The 17,388-nt window shown below is 43.4% G+C and carries 14 protein-coding genes and 1 pseudogene; 7 read left to right on the top strand and 8 right to left on the bottom strand.

Annotation, left to right across the window (positions count from 1 at the left end; all coding sequences use genetic code 11):
• Nucleotides 1-4 precede the first annotated feature (4 nt).
• Nucleotides 5-1,888: pseudogene (gene glgB, locus LDO73_RS15885) on the bottom strand (1,4-alpha-glucan branching protein GlgB); the annotation flags it as partial.
• A gap of 383 nt (nt 1,889-2,271) precedes the next feature.
• The gene (locus tag LDO73_RS15880; protein ID WP_224059317.1) at nt 2,272-3,945 is read right to left on the bottom strand and encodes an alpha-glucosidase; all 1,674 of its coding nucleotides are present in this window, start codon (nt 3,943-3,945) and stop codon (nt 2,272-2,274) included.
• A 204-nt stretch (nt 3,946-4,149) separates the two neighbouring features.
• Here LDO73_RS15880 and LDO73_RS15875 point away from each other — a divergent pair, with 204 nt between their 5' ends.
• The 5 genes from LDO73_RS15875 to LDO73_RS15855 all read left to right on the top strand — a co-directional run bounded on the left by LDO73_RS15875 (nt 4,150) and on the right by LDO73_RS15855 (nt 8,136).
• A complete protein-coding gene (locus LDO73_RS15875; RefSeq protein ID WP_224059315.1) occupies nt 4,150-5,145 on the top strand; it encodes a siderophore ABC transporter substrate-binding protein in 996 nt (331 codons plus the stop codon).
• A 3-nt stretch (nt 5,146-5,148) separates the two neighbouring features.
• The gene (locus tag LDO73_RS15870) at nt 5,149-6,111 is read left to right on the top strand and encodes an ABC transporter permease (RefSeq protein WP_224059313.1); all 963 of its coding nucleotides are present in this window, start codon (nt 5,149-5,151) and stop codon (nt 6,109-6,111) included.
• Complete coding sequence (locus LDO73_RS15865) at nt 6,098-7,081, top strand: iron chelate uptake ABC transporter family permease subunit (protein ID WP_224059311.1); 984 nt, start codon at nt 6,098-6,100, stop codon at nt 7,079-7,081. The genes LDO73_RS15870 and LDO73_RS15865 overlap by 14 nt, the downstream gene beginning before the upstream one ends.
• Nucleotide 7,082: 1 nt before the next feature.
• Nucleotides 7,083-7,838 (top strand): ABC transporter ATP-binding protein, encoded by a 756-nt coding sequence (locus tag LDO73_RS15860; RefSeq protein WP_224059309.1) that lies wholly within the window; start codon nt 7,083-7,085, stop codon nt 7,836-7,838.
• Between the two features lie 67 nt (nt 7,839-7,905).
• Nucleotides 7,906-8,136 (top strand): ParD-like family protein, encoded by a 231-nt coding sequence (locus LDO73_RS15855; RefSeq protein WP_224059308.1) that lies wholly within the window; start codon nt 7,906-7,908, stop codon nt 8,134-8,136.
• Between the two features lie 142 nt (nt 8,137-8,278).
• Here the strand turns inward: LDO73_RS15855 and LDO73_RS15850 are convergent, their stop codons facing one another.
• From LDO73_RS15850 to LDO73_RS15840, 3 genes are all read right to left on the bottom strand, one after another.
• Complete coding sequence (locus tag LDO73_RS15850) at nt 8,279-9,745, bottom strand: hypothetical protein (RefSeq protein ID WP_224059307.1); 1,467 nt, start codon at nt 9,743-9,745, stop codon at nt 8,279-8,281.
• Nucleotides 9,746-9,955: 210 nt separating this feature from the next.
• A complete protein-coding gene (locus LDO73_RS15845) occupies nt 9,956-10,459 on the bottom strand; it encodes a RidA family protein (protein WP_224059306.1) in 504 nt (167 codons plus the stop codon).
• An 89-nt stretch (nt 10,460-10,548) separates the two neighbouring features.
• The gene (locus LDO73_RS15840) at nt 10,549-11,967 is read right to left on the bottom strand and encodes an NAD(P)/FAD-dependent oxidoreductase (RefSeq protein ID WP_224059305.1); all 1,419 of its coding nucleotides are present in this window, start codon (nt 11,965-11,967) and stop codon (nt 10,549-10,551) included.
• Nucleotides 11,968-13,210: 1,243 nt separating this feature from the next.
• Here LDO73_RS15840 and LDO73_RS18170 point away from each other — a divergent pair.
• Together LDO73_RS18170 and LDO73_RS15830 are read left to right on the top strand one after the other, a co-directional pair.
• On the top strand, nt 13,211-13,507 hold the full coding sequence (locus tag LDO73_RS18170; RefSeq protein WP_224059304.1) for a hypothetical protein: 297 nt from the start codon (nt 13,211-13,213) through the stop codon (nt 13,505-13,507).
• A gap of 53 nt (nt 13,508-13,560) precedes the next feature.
• A complete protein-coding gene (locus LDO73_RS15830) occupies nt 13,561-13,914 on the top strand; it encodes a hypothetical protein (protein WP_224059302.1) in 354 nt (117 codons plus the stop codon).
• 67 nt (nt 13,915-13,981) lie between these two features.
• On the opposite strand, the gene LDO73_RS15825 is transcribed toward LDO73_RS15830, so the two are convergent.
• From LDO73_RS15825 to LDO73_RS15815, 3 genes are read right to left on the bottom strand one after another with little or no spacing between them, the layout of a single operon-like run.
• On the bottom strand, nt 13,982-15,451 hold the full coding sequence (locus tag LDO73_RS15825; protein WP_224059300.1) for an FGGY-family carbohydrate kinase: 1,470 nt from the start codon (nt 15,449-15,451) through the stop codon (nt 13,982-13,984).
• A 10-nt stretch (nt 15,452-15,461) separates the two neighbouring features.
• The gene (locus LDO73_RS15820) at nt 15,462-16,331 is read right to left on the bottom strand and encodes an L-ribulose-5-phosphate 3-epimerase (RefSeq protein WP_224059297.1); all 870 of its coding nucleotides are present in this window, start codon (nt 16,329-16,331) and stop codon (nt 15,462-15,464) included.
• Between the two features lie 16 nt (nt 16,332-16,347).
• On the bottom strand, nt 16,348-17,382 hold the full coding sequence (locus LDO73_RS15815; protein WP_224059296.1) for an ABC transporter permease: 1,035 nt from the start codon (nt 17,380-17,382) through the stop codon (nt 16,348-16,350).
• Nucleotides 17,383-17,388 lie beyond the last annotated feature (6 nt).

Raw genomic sequence — 17,388 nt, 5'->3', positions numbered from 1 at the left:
TCGGCTATTCCCGTTTCAGATACAAAGTGGCCAAGGGGGGAAGCGTAATATTTAGGGAATGATTTTTACCGTGAGCCGCTATTGGTTGGGTGGATATTTCCCCCTGATTCCCCATATTACTGCCGCGATAATAGTGAGAATCAGTATTGATAATTTCTTGGTAGCAACCCGATTGGTGAACGCCAATGCGGTAATTTTCACGGGGAACTGGAGTGAAGTTGGCAACCACCACAATTTCATGGTTGTGGGTATCTCGGCGTACAAAGGCGAATACGGAGTTTTGGTGGTCATCAACCACCAACCATTCGAAACCCTGTGGGGAGTAGTCGAGTTGGTGCAGTGGGGAATGCTGCTGATAACAATGATTTAAATCGCGTACAAGTTGCTGTACACCCGTATGCCAGCCATCATATTCAGGGTTCAGTAAATGCCAATCCAGCCCCGTGTCGTGATCCCACTCTCTTCCTTGGGCGAATTCTCCTCCCATAAACAACAATTTTTTACCCGGATGCCCCCACATGAAACCATAGTAAGCCCGTAAATTGGCAAATTTTTGCCAAGTATCGCCGGACATTTTGCCGAGGAGTGACCCTTTGCCATGCACCACTTCATCGTGTGAAAGGGGTAAAACGAAGTGTTCGCTGTGGGCGTAAAACATACCAAAGGTCATTTGTTGGTGATGATATTGACGGTAAATCGGGTCAAGGGACATATAGCGCAGAGTGTCATGCATCCAGCCTAAATCCCATTTGAAATCAAAACCTAAACCGTGATTTTCAATAGAGCCTGTGACCTTGGGAAAGGCAGTTGATTCTTCGGCTATCATTAATGCATGGGGGCAGTTCTGTTGAACAATTTGGTTGGTATAACGTAGAAAATCGAGGGCCTCGAGGTTCTCTTTGCCGCCCCATTTGTTGGGTACCCATTCCCCTTTTTCGCGGCTGTAATCGCGGTAGATCATTGAGCTGACTGCATCGACACGCAGCCCATCGACACCAAAACGTTCTAGCCAATAGAGGGCATTGCCCGCCAAAAAGTTTGCCACTTCATAGCGGCTGTAGTTATAAATCAAGGTGTGCCAGTTTTGATGGACGCCTTCGCGCGGATCTGCATATTCATACAGTGCGGTACCATCAAATTGAATTAACCCATATTCATCATTGGGAAAATGGGCGGGCACCCAATCGAGGATCACTTTGAGGTGATGCTTGTGGGCGGTTTGAATTAAGTAGAGAAAGTCCTCAATGCCGCCAAAACGATAGGTTGGGGAATAGAGACCGATAGGTTGGTAGCCCCAAGAACCATCAAATGGATGTTCGCTAATAGGGAGTAATTCCAGATGAGTAAATCCCATTTCTGCCACATAAGGAATAAGCTGCTCAGCCAGTTGTCGGTAGCTTAGCCAGCCATTATTGTGTGGATGACGACGCCAAGAGCCTAAATGCACTTCGTAAATCGAGACTGGCGCGGAAAGTGGCGAACTTGCGCTGGCGGAGTGAGGCGGAGTTTGTTTGTCTGGTAAGGCCGTTATCACCGATTCTACATGGGGAAACAGCACGCTTTTGAGTGCGTAGGGGTCTGCTTTGACCCGCATATAGCCCCGGCTATCTTGTAATTCATATTTATACGCTTGCCCGAGTTTGGCTTCGGGGATAAATCGTTCCCAAATGCCCACTTCATGGCGCAATGTCATTGGATGAATACGCCCATCCCACTGATTAAATTCACCGACGACAGAAACCTGTTGGGCATTGGGTGCCCATAAAGAAAAAATCACCCCATCAACACCGTCGAAGTTGACGGGGTGGGCACCAAGACATTCATAGGGACGTAGATGGGTGCCTTCTGCCAGTAGCCAGCCATCTATATCTCGAATGAGAGTGCCAAAACCATCAGCGTGTTTTTTAATTGCTAGGGGTTCTGCGGAGGATATTTCCACAGAACGACGCCCTGAAGTTATTTTAGAAATAGCTTCGCGATTTTTATTTAGCAAATAAATAACCTCAAAAAAAGTGAAATGAGCAATTTAAACTTTACTTAAATTATTTAATTTGTATTTGATAGGCCTCACATATTTAGCTTTAAATCTGGTTAAATGTGTTATTTAACAATGTGTTAGTTTGTTTTTGAATAGTATTATTAAGTTATCAATTAATAATACTCAACGTAATTAAATGCGTAATTTAATGACTATCACCTGATTATGTTCGATATTGAAATATCGGATGATTATTTATCTTTAATTACGCATATTCAGAGTGGTTAATTGAGTTATTCACTTTTCTCTACTTCAAAAATTATTGATTGATAAGGTTGTAGGATAATTTGCTGATTGTCTTGATGGGTATTTGCGATATTGCTTAAATGTACTTGGCGATAATTTTGGTTAATAGCCTGTGATTTATCGCTGAAATTACAGTAAATATCGATGGCACGTAAACCTAATGTTCGTCGATAAGCAACAACAGGTTCAGGGGCGTTAATTTCTGAGAATTCACCTTCAACCAAAATATCGCTAATTGGTGAATGGCGGCGCAGGGTAATTAATTGCTGGTAAAACGCGAAAAGTGAATCGGGTTGCTGCTGTTGGGCGGCGACATTAACCTCTCGGTAGTTGGGATTGACCTTCAGCCATGGAGTCCCAGTTGTAAATCCGCCATGATGTTGGCTATTCCATTGAAATGGTGTGCGCGCATTGTCGCGGCTACGCTGGGTAAAATAGTTCATCATGGTGGTGTGAGAGTACCCATGATTTTGACCCCATTGGTAGAGTTTAAAAAGATGCAAGTCATGGTGTTCGTCTAATGTCATTGGGCAGTTCGTCATACCAATTTCTTGCCCTTGATAAATAAAGGGGGTGCCGCGCTGAGTCAATAAGAACATCGCCAACATTTTTTCGGCGGTTGAGGAGATGGCGTCTTTTGGTAAGAACTTATTCAGTGAACGCGGTTGGTCATGATTTTCTAAATAAGGTGCGCCCCAACCGGTTTGCTGGGTCGTGAGCTGGCTTTTTAGAAAAACAGGTTTCATACGTTCGCCTGTGATTGGTGCAAGAGAGAACGGGGGCTGCTTGGCAATATCGAGATCCGCAATACTGAAGTCAAACACCATGGAAAATGCCCCATTTTCCCCGATATAGTCAGCAAGATCCTGCGGAGGAACATCGATTTCAGCCACCGTCATTGCGTTCGCAGGGTGGAAGGTTTGGCTAGCGAGCTCTTTTAAAAATTTATGTATGCCCGGTTGGTTAACCACCCAAGGAACTAAAGACGCAGAACCATCCTCCCTATCTGCGGGGAATTGATAAGGTGAAAGTGCTTCAGGGGATTTTTTAATATTGCCGATGGCATCAATGCGGAATCCGGCAACGCCTTTGGCTATCCAACGATTGATCATTTGAATAATTTCTTGGCGTAGTTGTGGATTCTCCCAATTAAGATCAGGTTGCTCAGGGCCAAAAGAGTTGAAATACCAGCGAGCAGTATCTGGGACTCGAGTCCACACGGAGCAATCAAAGTAGGTGCGTAAATTGTTTGGTGGCGTGGGTTTATCCCATTCAATAAATTGGTAATAGTCTGCATAAGGGCTGTTGGGGTCGGCAAGGGCAGCTTCGAACCAAGGGTGCTGGTTTGAGCTGTGATTAAGCACTAAGTCCAGTAGGATTTTAATGCCACGCTGCGAAGCTTGGCTTATTAAAATATCAAGGTCATCATTGCTACCAAAAACCGGGTCGACGCTGTCATAGTTGGCAATGTCATAGCCATTATCTTTCATCGGTGATTCAAAAATTGGGCATAGCCAAATCACGTTTACACCCAAAGATTGGATATAATCTAGCTTGGCGGTGATACCCGCGAGATCGCCAATCCCATCACCATCATGGTCATAGAAGCTTTTTGGGTAGATTTGGTATACCACTGCAGATTTCCACCATTCTTGAGCCATCTGTATTCCCCTTAATTTTCATGAGATATCAATGTGTCGATTTAAATATAGGCAATGTGTGTTTTTGTGCGATGTATCATTATTTTGCGAAATGCAAATGCAAACTAATATCATTAGCGCTATGTTTCATGTAAGATGACCGCCATCTTCGGGCCATGAGTGACGTGGCTAACGATAATCACATTGAAAGGTGGAGGAATTTAGATGTTCGCAAAATCATTAGTTTCCGGGTTTGCCCTATTATCCGTTGTTGCGTTAGCGGGTTGTGATGACGCTAAGAAAACAGAAACAGCAGCGCCAACGACTGAGCAGTCAGCAACAGAAAAAGCAGCTGAAAAACAAACGATTGTCGTTGAACATGCCCAAGGCAAAACTGAAATTCCTAGCCATCCACAACGTGCGTTTGTGATGAACATGGAAACCTTAGACATCATCGATGCGCTGGGTATTCCGGTGATTGGTGTTCCACAAACTAACGCCCATTTTCCGCAATTTTTAGAGAAATATAGCACCTCAGAATATGTTAATGGTGGGAGCTTATTTGAGCCGGCTTACGAAACTATCAGCAGTGCAAAACCAGATGTAATTTTAGGTGGTAGCCGTGCTCGCGATGCTTATGACAAATTAAGCGGTATCGCACCAACGATTTCTCTAGATATTGATAACAAACGTTTTATTGATAGCCTGATGGAGCGTACGACGCTGTTAGGTTCTTTATTTGGTAAAGAAGAACAAGCGAATAAACTCGTTTCTGACTTCAAAAACAAAATTAATGATATCAAAGGCAAAACCCCTGATGCGGGCAAAGCGATGGTGATCTTAGTGAGTGGCGGTAAAATTTCTGCTTACGGCCCAGGTTCCCGTTTTGGCTTTATCTTTGACGTACTCGGTTTTGAACCTGCTTATGTCTTCACAGAAGATACAGGCCGTCACGGTAATATCGTGAACTCAGAACTGTTATTAAAACTGAACCCAGACTGGTTATTTGTTATCGACCGTGATGGCGCGATTGGTGCGAAAGATGCACAACCTGCGGCAGACGTGTTAGATAATGCATTAGTCAGAAAAACGTCTGCATGGGAAAAAGGTCAAGTGGCTTATTTAGATTCTTCAGCGGTTTATATCGCTGGTGGTATCCAAACCTATTCCAAATTAATGGATGATGTAAACAAAGCTTTAGAGAAGAAAAAAACGAATTAATCAATGAAAACGCTTTATCTCTCTTTTGGTATCATCGCGTTATTGGTATTAGCGGTATTAAGCTTGTTTATTGGAGCGGGTGACGTGTCACCCGTTTCGCTTTTCACCGATCCCGAGATGCAAGATATCTTTTTCGTGAGTCGTATCCCTCGCACCGCCGCCCTGATCCTTGCAGGAAGCGCCATGAGTGTCGCGGGGCTGATCATGCAGTTACTCACCCAAAACCGTTTTATCGAACCTTCCCTTGCGGGTACCACACAATCTGCCAGCCTTGGTTTATTGTTCGTGATGATCCTGTATCCAACTGCATCTATCATGACCAAAATGGTGGTGGCGAGCGGATTTGCACTGCTAGGCACAGCGCTGTTTATGCTGATTTTACGCCGGATTATTTTAAAGTCCGCCCTGATAGTGCCGTTAGTCGGCATTATGCTTGGGGCAGTGATCAGCGCGCTCACTATTTTTACCGCCTACTATTTTGACCTGCTTCAATCCCTAAGTGCTTGGATGAGCGGCGATTTCTCCAGCATTTTACAAGGTCGCTATGAGCTACTTTGGCTGGTGGGTGGTTTAACGCTGGCTGCCTGTTTAATTGCCGATAGCTTTACAGTGGCAGGTATGGGGCGTGAGTTTTCCGTTAACGTCGGCTTGAATTACCAGAAAGTGATGACCATCGGGTTATCTATTATCGCCTTAATCAGCGGTGTGGTAGTGGTCGTCGTCGGTGCGCTGCCATTCTTAGGGTTGATTGTCCCGAACCTGATTAGCTTAGTGATGGGGGATAATATTCGTAAAACTATCCCGTGGATCTGTTTGGCTGGCGGCGGTTTAGTGCTGCTGTGTGACATTATTGGTCGCTTAATTCGTTATCCGTTTGAAATTCCTGCGAGTGTGATTTTAGGTGTCGTAGGTGCGGTTATTTTCCTTTATCTCTTGTTAAAGCATCAGCGTTATGGAAAAAGTTAATTCATTAAGTTTGCCAGTGAAAAGAACGTTCACGCCAATCCAGCGCATCGGTTTGTTGGCCGCGCTGTCAGTGCTGTCGATCATTTTGTATATGACCATTAATTTGGGCAGTAATCTCGCGTATATCCTGCCCCATCGCGGTTATATCGTGCTGACTATGGTCATTGTGGCGTTTGGCTCTGGGGTATCGACGGTTCTGTTTCAAACTATCGCCAATAACAAAATTCTGACGCCATCTATTATGGGGTTAGAGGCATTGTTCATCCTGCTGCAAACTATCTTTGTGTTTTATACCGATAGTTTTCCTGCATCATGGTTGTTGAATATTGGTAAGTTTTTGCTGGAATCATCCCTGCTGGTGATTTTCTCCGTACTGCTGTACCGCTGGCTGTTTATCTCCGTCAAAATGAATATCAACTTAGTTTTGATGGTGGGGATTATCCTCGGAACACTGTTTCGCAGTGTGGCGACCTTGCTGCAACGATTGATGGATCCGAATGAGTTTTCCATCTTGCAAAGCCGGATGTTCGCAACTTTCACTAAAGGGACGCCGGAGCTGATTCTACTCACGTTGGTGATCACCGTGATTGTGGGCGTTCTGCTTTGGCGTATGCGCTACTGCTTTGACGTGCTAGCACTGGGACAAGCCAATGCGGTGAACTTAGGGATTAACTACCGTCAGCAAGTCACCATCATCTTATTACTGATTTCTGTCTTAGTGGCAATTTCCACGGCGCTGGTAGGCCCGCTAACGTTCCTCGGCTTGATGGTGGCTAACTTGGCTTACTACATTGCAGGAAGCAGCCAGCATCGCTATTTACTGCCTGTCTCTTTCCTACTCGGTGTGATTGCATTAGTGGGGGGGCAGCTGGTTCTTGAATATGGATTGAATAAAGCGGGTACCTTGTCTGTGGTACTCGAGTTTGTCGGTGGAATATTCTTTATTTATATGGTGTTAAGAAGGTTTTAGTATGATTGAAATTCATCAGGTATCGAAAAGTTATCAAGATACTAAGGTCTTAGATAACGTTACAGCCAATATTAAAAATAGCGGTGTCACTTCAATCATCGGTCCAAATGGTGCAGGGAAATCAACGCTGTTGTCGATTATTGGTCGCCTACTATCGGCGGATCACGGTTATGTCAAAGTGAATAACTTGGATGTATCGACGACACCAAGCGATCAACTCGCTACCTGCTTATCGGTACTTCGCCAAGAAAATCAATTTGCTAGCCGTTTAACGGTGGAAGAGCTGGTTGGTTTCGGGCGTTATCCTTATACCAAAGGGCGTTTAACGCTGGATGACAAACAGAAAATTGACGAGTCTCTGGCGTTTTTGAACCTAACTGAATTTCGTCATCGTTATCTTGATGAGCTTTCTGGTGGTCAGCGTCAGCGTGCGTATGTGGCGATGGTACTATGCCAAGATACCGAATATGTGCTGCTGGATGAACCACTGAATAACTTGGATATGAAGCACGCGGTGATCATGATGAAATTACTGCGCCGTGCGGCGGATGAGCTAGGTAAAACCATCATTTTGGTTATCCACGATATTAACTTTGCTTCTGTGTATTCAGACTATATTGTGGCGCTCAGAAATGGTCGCCTATCTTATCACGGTGCACCAGAAGAGATTATGAAGGCTGAAATTCTTGAGGATATCTTTGATACGCCTTTAGAAGTGAAAGAGCTGGATGGCCGACACATCGCGCTGTATTACTGATTTTTATTTAGAATAAAGCAACTTAAGATCGTGTGATGCCGCAATTTTTTGTGAGTAGGTGAACATTATGGCCATTTCAGTCAGATTAAATGATGACTTTGTGTCTGATGCTAAAATTCACGCTGAAGCGAAAAGCAGAAGTGTTCCTAAGCAAATTGAACATTGGGCTAAAATAGGCTGGATTGCTGAAGAAAACCCTGATCTACCTTATAGCTTTATTGAGGAAATGCTCTTAGCAAAAGCTGAAGTCGAGAATAACAAGGTATCTCGATATGTCAGAAGAACAAAACGAGATTAGAGCTGTATTTACTCACTATTGGCTCACATGAAAACTTCTATGATAATCAGAAGAAACGGACTAAAGCTGATTTGATTTGGATGAGTTAACGATAAGGTGGCGGCAAATAATGCCGCCATTTTTGTTTTAGTGCATAGGAATATTATTGCGGCGGGATCGTAATATCTTCGTCGCTGTCTAGTTCATCCAGTGGCTGAAGGATTTCAAGGCGTTTGATGCCATCGGCATTCACCACTAAACGTGCTAATTCATTGTAAGCTTTCTTATTCATGATGACGCGGCGGCACAGGTAAATATGATAAACCTTTTCGCCAATAATCGCGGGTTCATCATCATTAACCATTAACTCTTCATAGCTAATATCGATATATTTCAGAAAGTCTGAAATATTAACCCGCGTAATATCCACAATAGACGATTGAGTCTGCATAAAGGCTGCAGAATGGCTGCGTAAGGTGACATCCTTGCGATAATACAGAATATCTTCCACGCGCTGCACATTGACCAAATTCACCCAGTGGGATTTTTGGCGCATTTCATGAATATCAGGGGATAGGGTGCTTTCTTTCAGAAAGCGGAATGATTCCTTACAAACCCCAACGGGGTCTTTTACCCCTTCCCGATAAATACGCAATTGGCGGTCGGGGATCCAGCGTTGAAATAACCGATATAGCTGCTCTCGCCCAATTTCTTTTAAGCGATCTTTAAAGATATAACCAATCACCATCGCTAAGAATAAATTAGCGCTGAGTGCACCGTATTTACCTTGCCACATAAAAGCGATAAATGTAGCGAAAATCATCGAAATTGCGGCTGCAATACCATAAATAGAGTGCAAAAGTAGGGGAAGACCTCGTTTGTGGCGAATTTCTAAGTAGAGGTAGCGGTTAATATATTTTTTCAGCAAATTACGGCGATAGGTGACCATTTCCGCGTCGTTTTCATCATGTGGAAAGCTATCAGGGGCTAGCTTTTTCAAGTAACGCATTTCTTGATACCACAGATGGCGAATTTCATCGCGCAAAGGAAGTTGTTTGTCTTTTAATAAATCTTGTAAGTAAAACAAGGTGTAATGGGACATAAACTCATCGCAATAAGCGAAAGCGTTGGATTGAATGACGCTCTCAATTGGTGTTGCATAGGCGCTGAGTTCTCGATAGCGTTTGAGACCATGCCCAATGTCTGCCAGCATCCCCGTTATGTACTCTTCAGTTTGCCGTTGAGAGTTCTGGGCGACCATCTTCAGGGTTAGCCGTACGCTGCGCTTAAAGGTGAGTGCAAAGCGTTTTAGATGGTTTTCATATTCATCTAATGTTGGGGGTAATTCAGGATCTAGCCGTTCCAACCAGCTTTTCAATTCATCAACTAACCCACCTTCTGCGGGAATAGAAGAGAGCTGCACTGTAGGGGCTCGTAGCCGAATATAGTTTTTTAAGCTGCGCTGAAGATTTGAAGGGGTGTAGAGATCCGGGTTAACTTGCATCGATGCCGGAAGAAAAAAGAAGGTTTCAACTTGGTAGCGGATCTCTTTTGATTTTCGAGGGAAAAAGACTTGCTGTTTGATTTCAAACTGCTTTTTACCGTGGATCTTCAGAGATTCTTTAATCATGGTCTTCCTACCGGTGTTTCAGCGTATTCATTCAAATATGAGGTGAATACGATGCAAGTATTTATCAAGGAAGAACAATAGTAATGTGGATGGCAATAAAAGAGAAGGGAGACAAAGAGAAGGGAAACAAAAACGGCCGCTAATGTTTACTTCCAAGCCAAAGCGGAAATAAATAGTCGGCCGTTTTAAGCGTTCGTTGTCAGTTAAAAATTATTTTTTAGCTGCTGGGCGAACTGCGGTTACTTCAATTTCCACTCTCCAAGCTGGGTTAGCCAGTTTAGCGACTTGGAAGGTAGAACGAGCTGGCAGATTGGTCACTTTTTCAGATTCATAGAACTTACTGTAGCCAGCCATGAAGCCAGCGAAGTCCATAGTTCCTTTAGTTTCATCACCACCAACTAAGAAAACTTGCATTTTAACAACGTCATTCATAGTCAGACCCATTTCACCCAGAGTCGCTTGAATTTGTTTCAGAACGTTGATTGTTTGTACTTCAGTGTTACCGTAAGACTCTAAAACGCCTTCTGGAGCATCTTTAGAGATTTTAGAAGGCACTTTTCCGCTCAGGAAAATAATGCTGTTGTTAGCGCCGATTTCTACTGATTCAGCGATAGGGAAACCTTTAACTGGAACACGTTTCACATCGTCCGCTGCGTTTGCAGTTGCTACACCCAGAACTAAAGGTAAGGAAAGCAGTAAACTTTTATAGCGCATAATAAACTCCATATATTATATAGTTAAGTAAGAACCTATTAAGACTTTATTGTCTTTAATAGGTTCCATTTAATTGCCTTTCGTTTTAATTAACTAAAACGAGACAGCTTGTATGGCGTCGGATCGATAAATGTTTTTTCGTCCATTAACAACTCAGCAGTTAATCGACCAGCCGCCGGGCTTTCAGTCATACCCCAACCAGTCGCGGTATTGATAACCAGACCTGGGTACTGTTCAACTTTAGAAATGATTGGAATCTCGTCATCAGTTGGAGAAACGGTGCCGCCCCAACGTTCAACAACTTTAGATTCTTTAAATACTGGGAATTCTTTTCTCAGACGCTCAAGAACGCCATCTAAGTGGTCGTTGTTTGGCGTGTTAGTTGCTGTACGGAACTCTTCGAATGGCGTCTTCTCGTCTAAATTCCAAGACGTTGCCATAGTAAATGAGTTGAACAGATCTTTACCGAGAGAGAATTCTAATGGTAATTCACCGCCACCTAATACGTGCAGGAAGCGAGGCCCTAACAGGAAGCTATCTTTCACGATAGAGCTGGTGAAGATACGTGGTGCAACCGCGTAAGTCCCATCTGCTTGCTCACGGAAGTGGATACCGTTTGGCAGGTGAACGTTACCTTTTGGTGCGCCTGGAACGCCAGTAATACGTTGTTGAGACAGGTAAACGTTCAGAGTAGGGACATCAACACCTAAGTTACCCATGAACAGACGTGACCAAATACCACCAGTCAGAACGACTTGAGAGGTTTTGATTGCGCCTTTTTCAGTCACAACGTCAGAAATTTTACCGCCTGCGGTTTCTAAGCCACGAACTGCGCAATTTAGGTAGATTGGAATACCAATTGATTTTGCGTAGTTAGCCATTGCTGGGGTAACAGTTTCTGGGTCAAGACTACCAGAATCTTCTTCAAAACCACCAATTTTCCATGGGGTTTGAGCATCAACCAGACGATTAGCCAGTTCTTGACCTTCAATCATACGGGTTCTCAGCGGGGTATCGAAACCTGGGTTTTCAGACGCAGATTTAATCCACGCTCTTGCAACTTCCAGATCTTCTTCGCTTGAAGGAACTTCAACACGACCTTGAACACGGTAGCTAGTGTCAGCACCGATTTTTTCGTTCATGCCGAGCCATTGAATTTTTCCGTAGTGGTGTAATGGGAAAATAGCTGGGGAGGTTTTATAGCTGATGATTTGGCTGTATGCACGACCCGATTGCTCGCCGCCGACAACGCCTTTTTCACAGATAACCACGTTTAAGCCGCGCTCTTTCAGGTTAATCGCAGTCATGATGCCTTGCAGACCAGCACCGATAACAACCGCATCAGCAGATGCTGGTAATTTACCTTCGGTACCCGCGACTGCCGGTACGCGTGATGGCGTAGCTTCAAAACGACCTTCTCTGCGGATCATAGGGACAACAGCAGCGCCCCCAGCAATAACACCAGCAGCACCAACCCCTAATAATAGTTTTCTTCTCGAGATTTTCATCTATAACCTCAATAACAATCTTGTTTTTTATATAGTAAATAATTTCAAATTGAGATAATGATCTTATCATATATTTTGAAATTGTTAAGTATCGAAAGTATTTGTTAATAAAATTGAGTGAAAAGTTTGAATGGGTTATTTGATCTGGTCAGTGTTGTTGGGGGTTTGTCGCAATTTGAATTATTTTATCAATAGCAGAAATAGACAAATTTAATTGTTAATGTCAGTAAAAGTGTACAGGTGTAAATATATAAATTTCAGATAAGGTGAATATTTCAGTGTCTAAGTTGAGGGAGGGTTAAATAATTAATATCAGTTGATTATGCTGAATTTAGATTAAGTTTTATTTTATTTTCTACCTTGGAGAATAAATATTAAGTTGAATTTTTTAGCTGTTTTATCATCAATTGATGGATTTTCGCTCAATTAATTTACGTTTAGTTGTACTGTATATTTACTGATGATGTTAGAAGTGGTTGCTTTTTGTTCTATATGTGGTTTTCTTTATATCAATATGAAAAATATGATCTTTTATTTTTACTGTGATTTTCCTAGCATAATAAGTTAATTATTTATTTGATAATTTTTTTGTTTCCAATCCTTAATCGAAATAAATCCCACACCCTTCCTGAGAGTATTTGACTGTTAGTTGCTCATGTTTAAATGCGATTATTAACACTACTAAGTGTAATGATTTTATTTATGCTGATTTTTTGCATTTTCATTTTTCATATTAAGAGCGAATTTATTATTTTATCTTGCTGATAATTTACTCAAATTAATTAAGTGGGAAAGATTTTGCTTATTTTAGTATTTAACATTTGATTGGTTTTTAAGCTAAGAAATGATGGTTAATAAAATGTTAAATAAATAGTCGGGATTACTATTACGAATACATTAAATTGGTTTTAGAGGAAGTAAATGGCTTTTATCGCATCAATGACAGTTTATTTTGGGAAGCGCTTCGCAGCATTGAGATGAGGGTTTGTGACTCTTTTATTTTTTATGCAGCATGATTTTAATGGATGTAAATCTATTATCGGGAAGATTGAGGGGAAGCTTTTTAAAAGGGGAGAGAGTTCAGCAGGAAAGCCCCAGAACGAGAAAAGCCACCTAGGTAGGTGGCTTTTCCAAGTACTTTCTCGCAGGAGACCTCAAGCTGAGGCGGCTCCGCCTTAATGTTCGTTATTAAGCCAAAGCCGCCCTTTATTGTCAACATCTGAGTTTCATAAAAGGAGATTTAATGCTCAGTTTTATTTCTAATGACCGTTTGGATATTTATGTTAGTCAGCTAAAAGTCAATAAAAATCAAGTTATTGCTGCATATTATTGGAATAAGTCACTGGGAGGTGCGATGTTTCCTGCCATTCAATGTTTAGAAGTGACCTTAAGGAATGCCTTAGATGTCGTAATACAGAAATATCCACCACCAGGCGCAGCAGGATTATGGCATGCAAATCATGATTGGATATTTAATTTGGCATCGTATATGGGGAAGAGGGCCTATCCTATCAATCGTTTGAACGGGTTCGAGAGCTGAGAAACCGGCTTTCACATCATGAGGCGATATGGAAATTTTATTATGATAATCCAATGACAAGAAAACCTGATTTTTCTAAACCTGTTTATGGAATACAAGCCAGTATTAATTTATTAAGAAAACACTACCAAGATATGATTGAAATGATCGGTTGGATGGATAAGCAAAGGCAATACAATTTCCTTAAGCATTCGGCTAACCAGCGTTTTTATGCGATTTGTTCTGTTGATGGTTTGAACAGCTACATTTCGCCAGAAAAAATTGAAAATCAAATTAATTATGTAAAAGGCGGGCATGGGATCCGAAAAGTGATTAAAGTTCTTAATCGAGGGCACTATATTCGTATCGTTGAAAATGGCAGTACGATTATGTCGTTGGGACCTGATTGTATTATGGTACCTAAATAGGGAAGATAAATGGTCATTATCAATAGTGAATGGCTCGCTTTATTGAATAATGACCATTATTACTCTCTTAACTCAATGCATCTGCCACCGCTTTAAAGCGAGCGAATTTATCCCGTAGTTGCTGATAAGCAATAGGGTTAGGTTGATACGCGGTGATTTTCGGTGTGCTTGATGCTATCGCGGTATCAAACCCGGAATAATATCCAGAGCCGACTGCGGCGCATAGTGCGGCGGCTTGGCAGCCTGACTGCTGAACATCAACCACTTCAAGAGGCAGATTACTGGCATCACAGAACATCTGCATCCACAACGCCGAATTGGTTGGGCCACCGGTAAATCGGATAGCTTGTGTGCAGTCATCAATGCCAACAATACGGTCTTGATGCAGCAAATGAGAAAACACAATTCCCTGATAAATGGCGTAAGCAATATCCCCTTCAGTATGATGGGAGCTTAACCCGAGTAGCCCGCCATGCAGGTTACTGTGGTAGTTAGAACCATATAACCAAGGGAAAAATAGAATATCGTTTTGCCGTGTTGCCCCTTCGGCAACGCAAGCATTGAGCACTTTGTAATCTTGCAAGCGTTGGTTGAAAAAGTGTCGCGTGAACCAAGCGAGGTTACTGGCTGAGGTTGGGCTACCTTCATGAACAAAATAGGTGCCGGGAATACAGTATTTGCCCCACACATAAGGGTAATCGGCAGGCATGATTTTATCGAAAACTCGCGTGGAGATAGTCCAGGTTCCAGCGACGGCACTGAGTTTATCTTTTTGGCTGACACCCGATGACAACGCAGCTCCTACAACATCGAAGAACCCGCCAAATACTGGCGTACCTTCTTTAAGGCCGCACTCTTTTGCGGCATGGCTCGTGACGCAGCCCGCTGACTGTGCGGAGTTAATCACTGGCGCGAGTTTGTCATTGGCTTCTTCAATACCAAACAATTCACAGAGTTTAGGGTCATAGCTGGACGTTGTCGGGTTATATAACTGGCTGCCCGAAATGTTGGTTTCTTCGCAAGTGAGCTGGTCAGTTAATCGATAACGAATATAGTCGTGAACCATCAAAACATAGCGAGCATCGCGATAGCTGTCTGGCTCATATTGTTTTAACCAATTTAGCAGGGCAACAGGGTGCGATGCCCAAAGTTGCTGCAAACTCAGCGGATAGGCTTGTTCTGCGGTACCATTTTGGTGCCATTGATCAACAATCGCTTGTGCGCGGGAATCCGAAGAAACAATGCCGTTTCTGACGGGTTTTCCGTGTTTATCCAGTAAATATAGCCCTTTGCCGTGAGAGGAAAAGCTGACGCCCGCGATTTGTGATGCTGACAATTGGCTCTTAGCGATAGCTTCACGGATCACACCGCAAGCGACTTGCCACAGGGTTTCCATATTACGTTCACTAAACCCAGCTTGTGGGCTTTCAGTGGGAAAAGGGTGCTCAGCAACCACCAGCTCTTGGCCTTTAGGGCTGTAGATCCCCGCTTTGATCACGGTGCCCCCAAGGTCGACACCCATGAAAAATGTGTTCATTGTCGGCTCCTTAGTTTTCCCAACCCGCTTGCTGCATTTTATCTTCAATCCAATGGCGGGCATTGATGATTTCAATCAGCGGCTCATCGGCTTTTTCCGTCCACATTTCAATTAAGAAGGTACCGCGATAATTGAGCTGCTTAAGCTGTTTGAACAGAGCCACAAAATCCACGCACCCTTCGCCAAATGGCACATCACGGAATTGACCTTTGCAACTGCCTGTTACGGCGTAGGTATCTTTCAGATGCAGAGCAACAATATTTTCGATGCCTTTGGTTAACTCGGCAGCCACATCACTACCCCAAGCGGTTAAGTTACCGACATCAGGATAAACTTGGAACCACGGTGAGCGAATTTTATCGGCAAGCGCTTGCCATTTAGTGATCGAATTCATAAAGGGGGTATCCATGATTTCGACGGCGCACATCACTTGAGAAGCTGCAGCAATTTCTGCCACCCATTTCATGCCTTCTTCAAAGCGGGCAATGGTGCCTTCATCTTGCTCTTCGTAATACACATCATAGCCAGCCAACTGAATGGTACGAATACCAAGATCTTGAGCCAATTTGATGGCTTTTGTCATTAGCTCACGGGCTTTTTGTCGCGTATTTTCATCATGGCTACCAAATGGAAAACGGCGGTGACCTGATAGACACATCGTTGGAATGCGTACCTGCGTTTTTTGGATGGCAGCCACTAACTCTAAGCGTTGTTCCAAACTCCAATCTAAACGGGCTAAACGCTCGTCCGTTTCATCAACCGACATCTCGACAAAATCAAATCCCGCCGCTTTTGCGATAGCTAATTTTTCGCTCCAGCTACTGTGCTTTGGAAGGGCTTTTTCATAGATACCAATCGGATTTTTTCGTGAAATAGTCATCTTTATTCCCTGTAAGTTAATTTTGTACGGATGCTTTATTGAGGCGTTGATTGCGCATCATTGCACGCTTAGCGCTCCACTTTTCTTTAAAGAATTTGAAGGCGAGAGCGAGGATCAACGTAATACCCCAAACCGCGAGATTGAAGTGCAGGCTGACGCCCAACAGGCTAAGACCCGTCGCGATAACTTGCAGAACCAGCAGGGCGCAGAAGACGCGGCTGACTTTACCGACGCCGCCGAATGGGTTAGTGCCCCCCAGTACGATGGCTAAAATGGTTAGCAGTAAGTAAGAGTCGCCATATCCCATACGTGCGGAGTTAAAACGCGCCATCATGATCAGCCCTGCCAGCACACACAGCAGGCTGGAAATGGTGTAGATCGCAATCATCACGCGGTCGGTACGCACGCCGCTAAACCAAGTCGCATTAATGTTACTGCCACTCATATAGATGTTTTTACCAAGGCGGGTACGACCTAAAAACAGTGCCAAAATAATTGCGGTCACAATGAAAATAATCATGGCAATTGGCATACCGAAAACGGTGTCAGAACCAATGCCACGAACCACTGGTGGCATCCCACTGAGTGCGGCACCTTTGGTGAGGTAAACGCCAATACCGCTGATAATGGTCATGGAACCAAGAGTGACCAAAATCGGGTGAGCACCAATATGGGAAATCATCAGCCCCGTTAAGCAGCCAATAATAACGGCGATAACGGTGGCACCGATTAACGCAAAGACCAGCCACATTAGCTGCGTGCCCGTTCCAGCATCAACAGGTAAGTAATTGATAAATACCCAAGCCATAAACAGACCGGTTAAGTTAGCCGTGCTGATAATGGCGAGGTTTAACCCGCCACTCAACATCGGAACAAACATGGCGAAGGTCAGAAGACCCAGCTCTGGCAACTGAAAGGTAATACTTAAAAAGGTATTCTGGGTAAAAAAGTGCCCTGGCATAGCGATACTGAAAGCCGCAATAGCGATCAAAAAGATTGAAAGCAGTCCGATAACAGAGCCATCAATTTTAAAAAAATCTTGTTTTTTCATGGTGAT

This window comes from Providencia alcalifaciens (assembly GCF_915403165.1).
GTDB lineage: Bacteria > Pseudomonadota > Gammaproteobacteria > Enterobacterales > Enterobacteriaceae > Providencia > Providencia alcalifaciens_C.
This window is presented reverse-complemented; position numbering and strand designations above follow the sequence as displayed.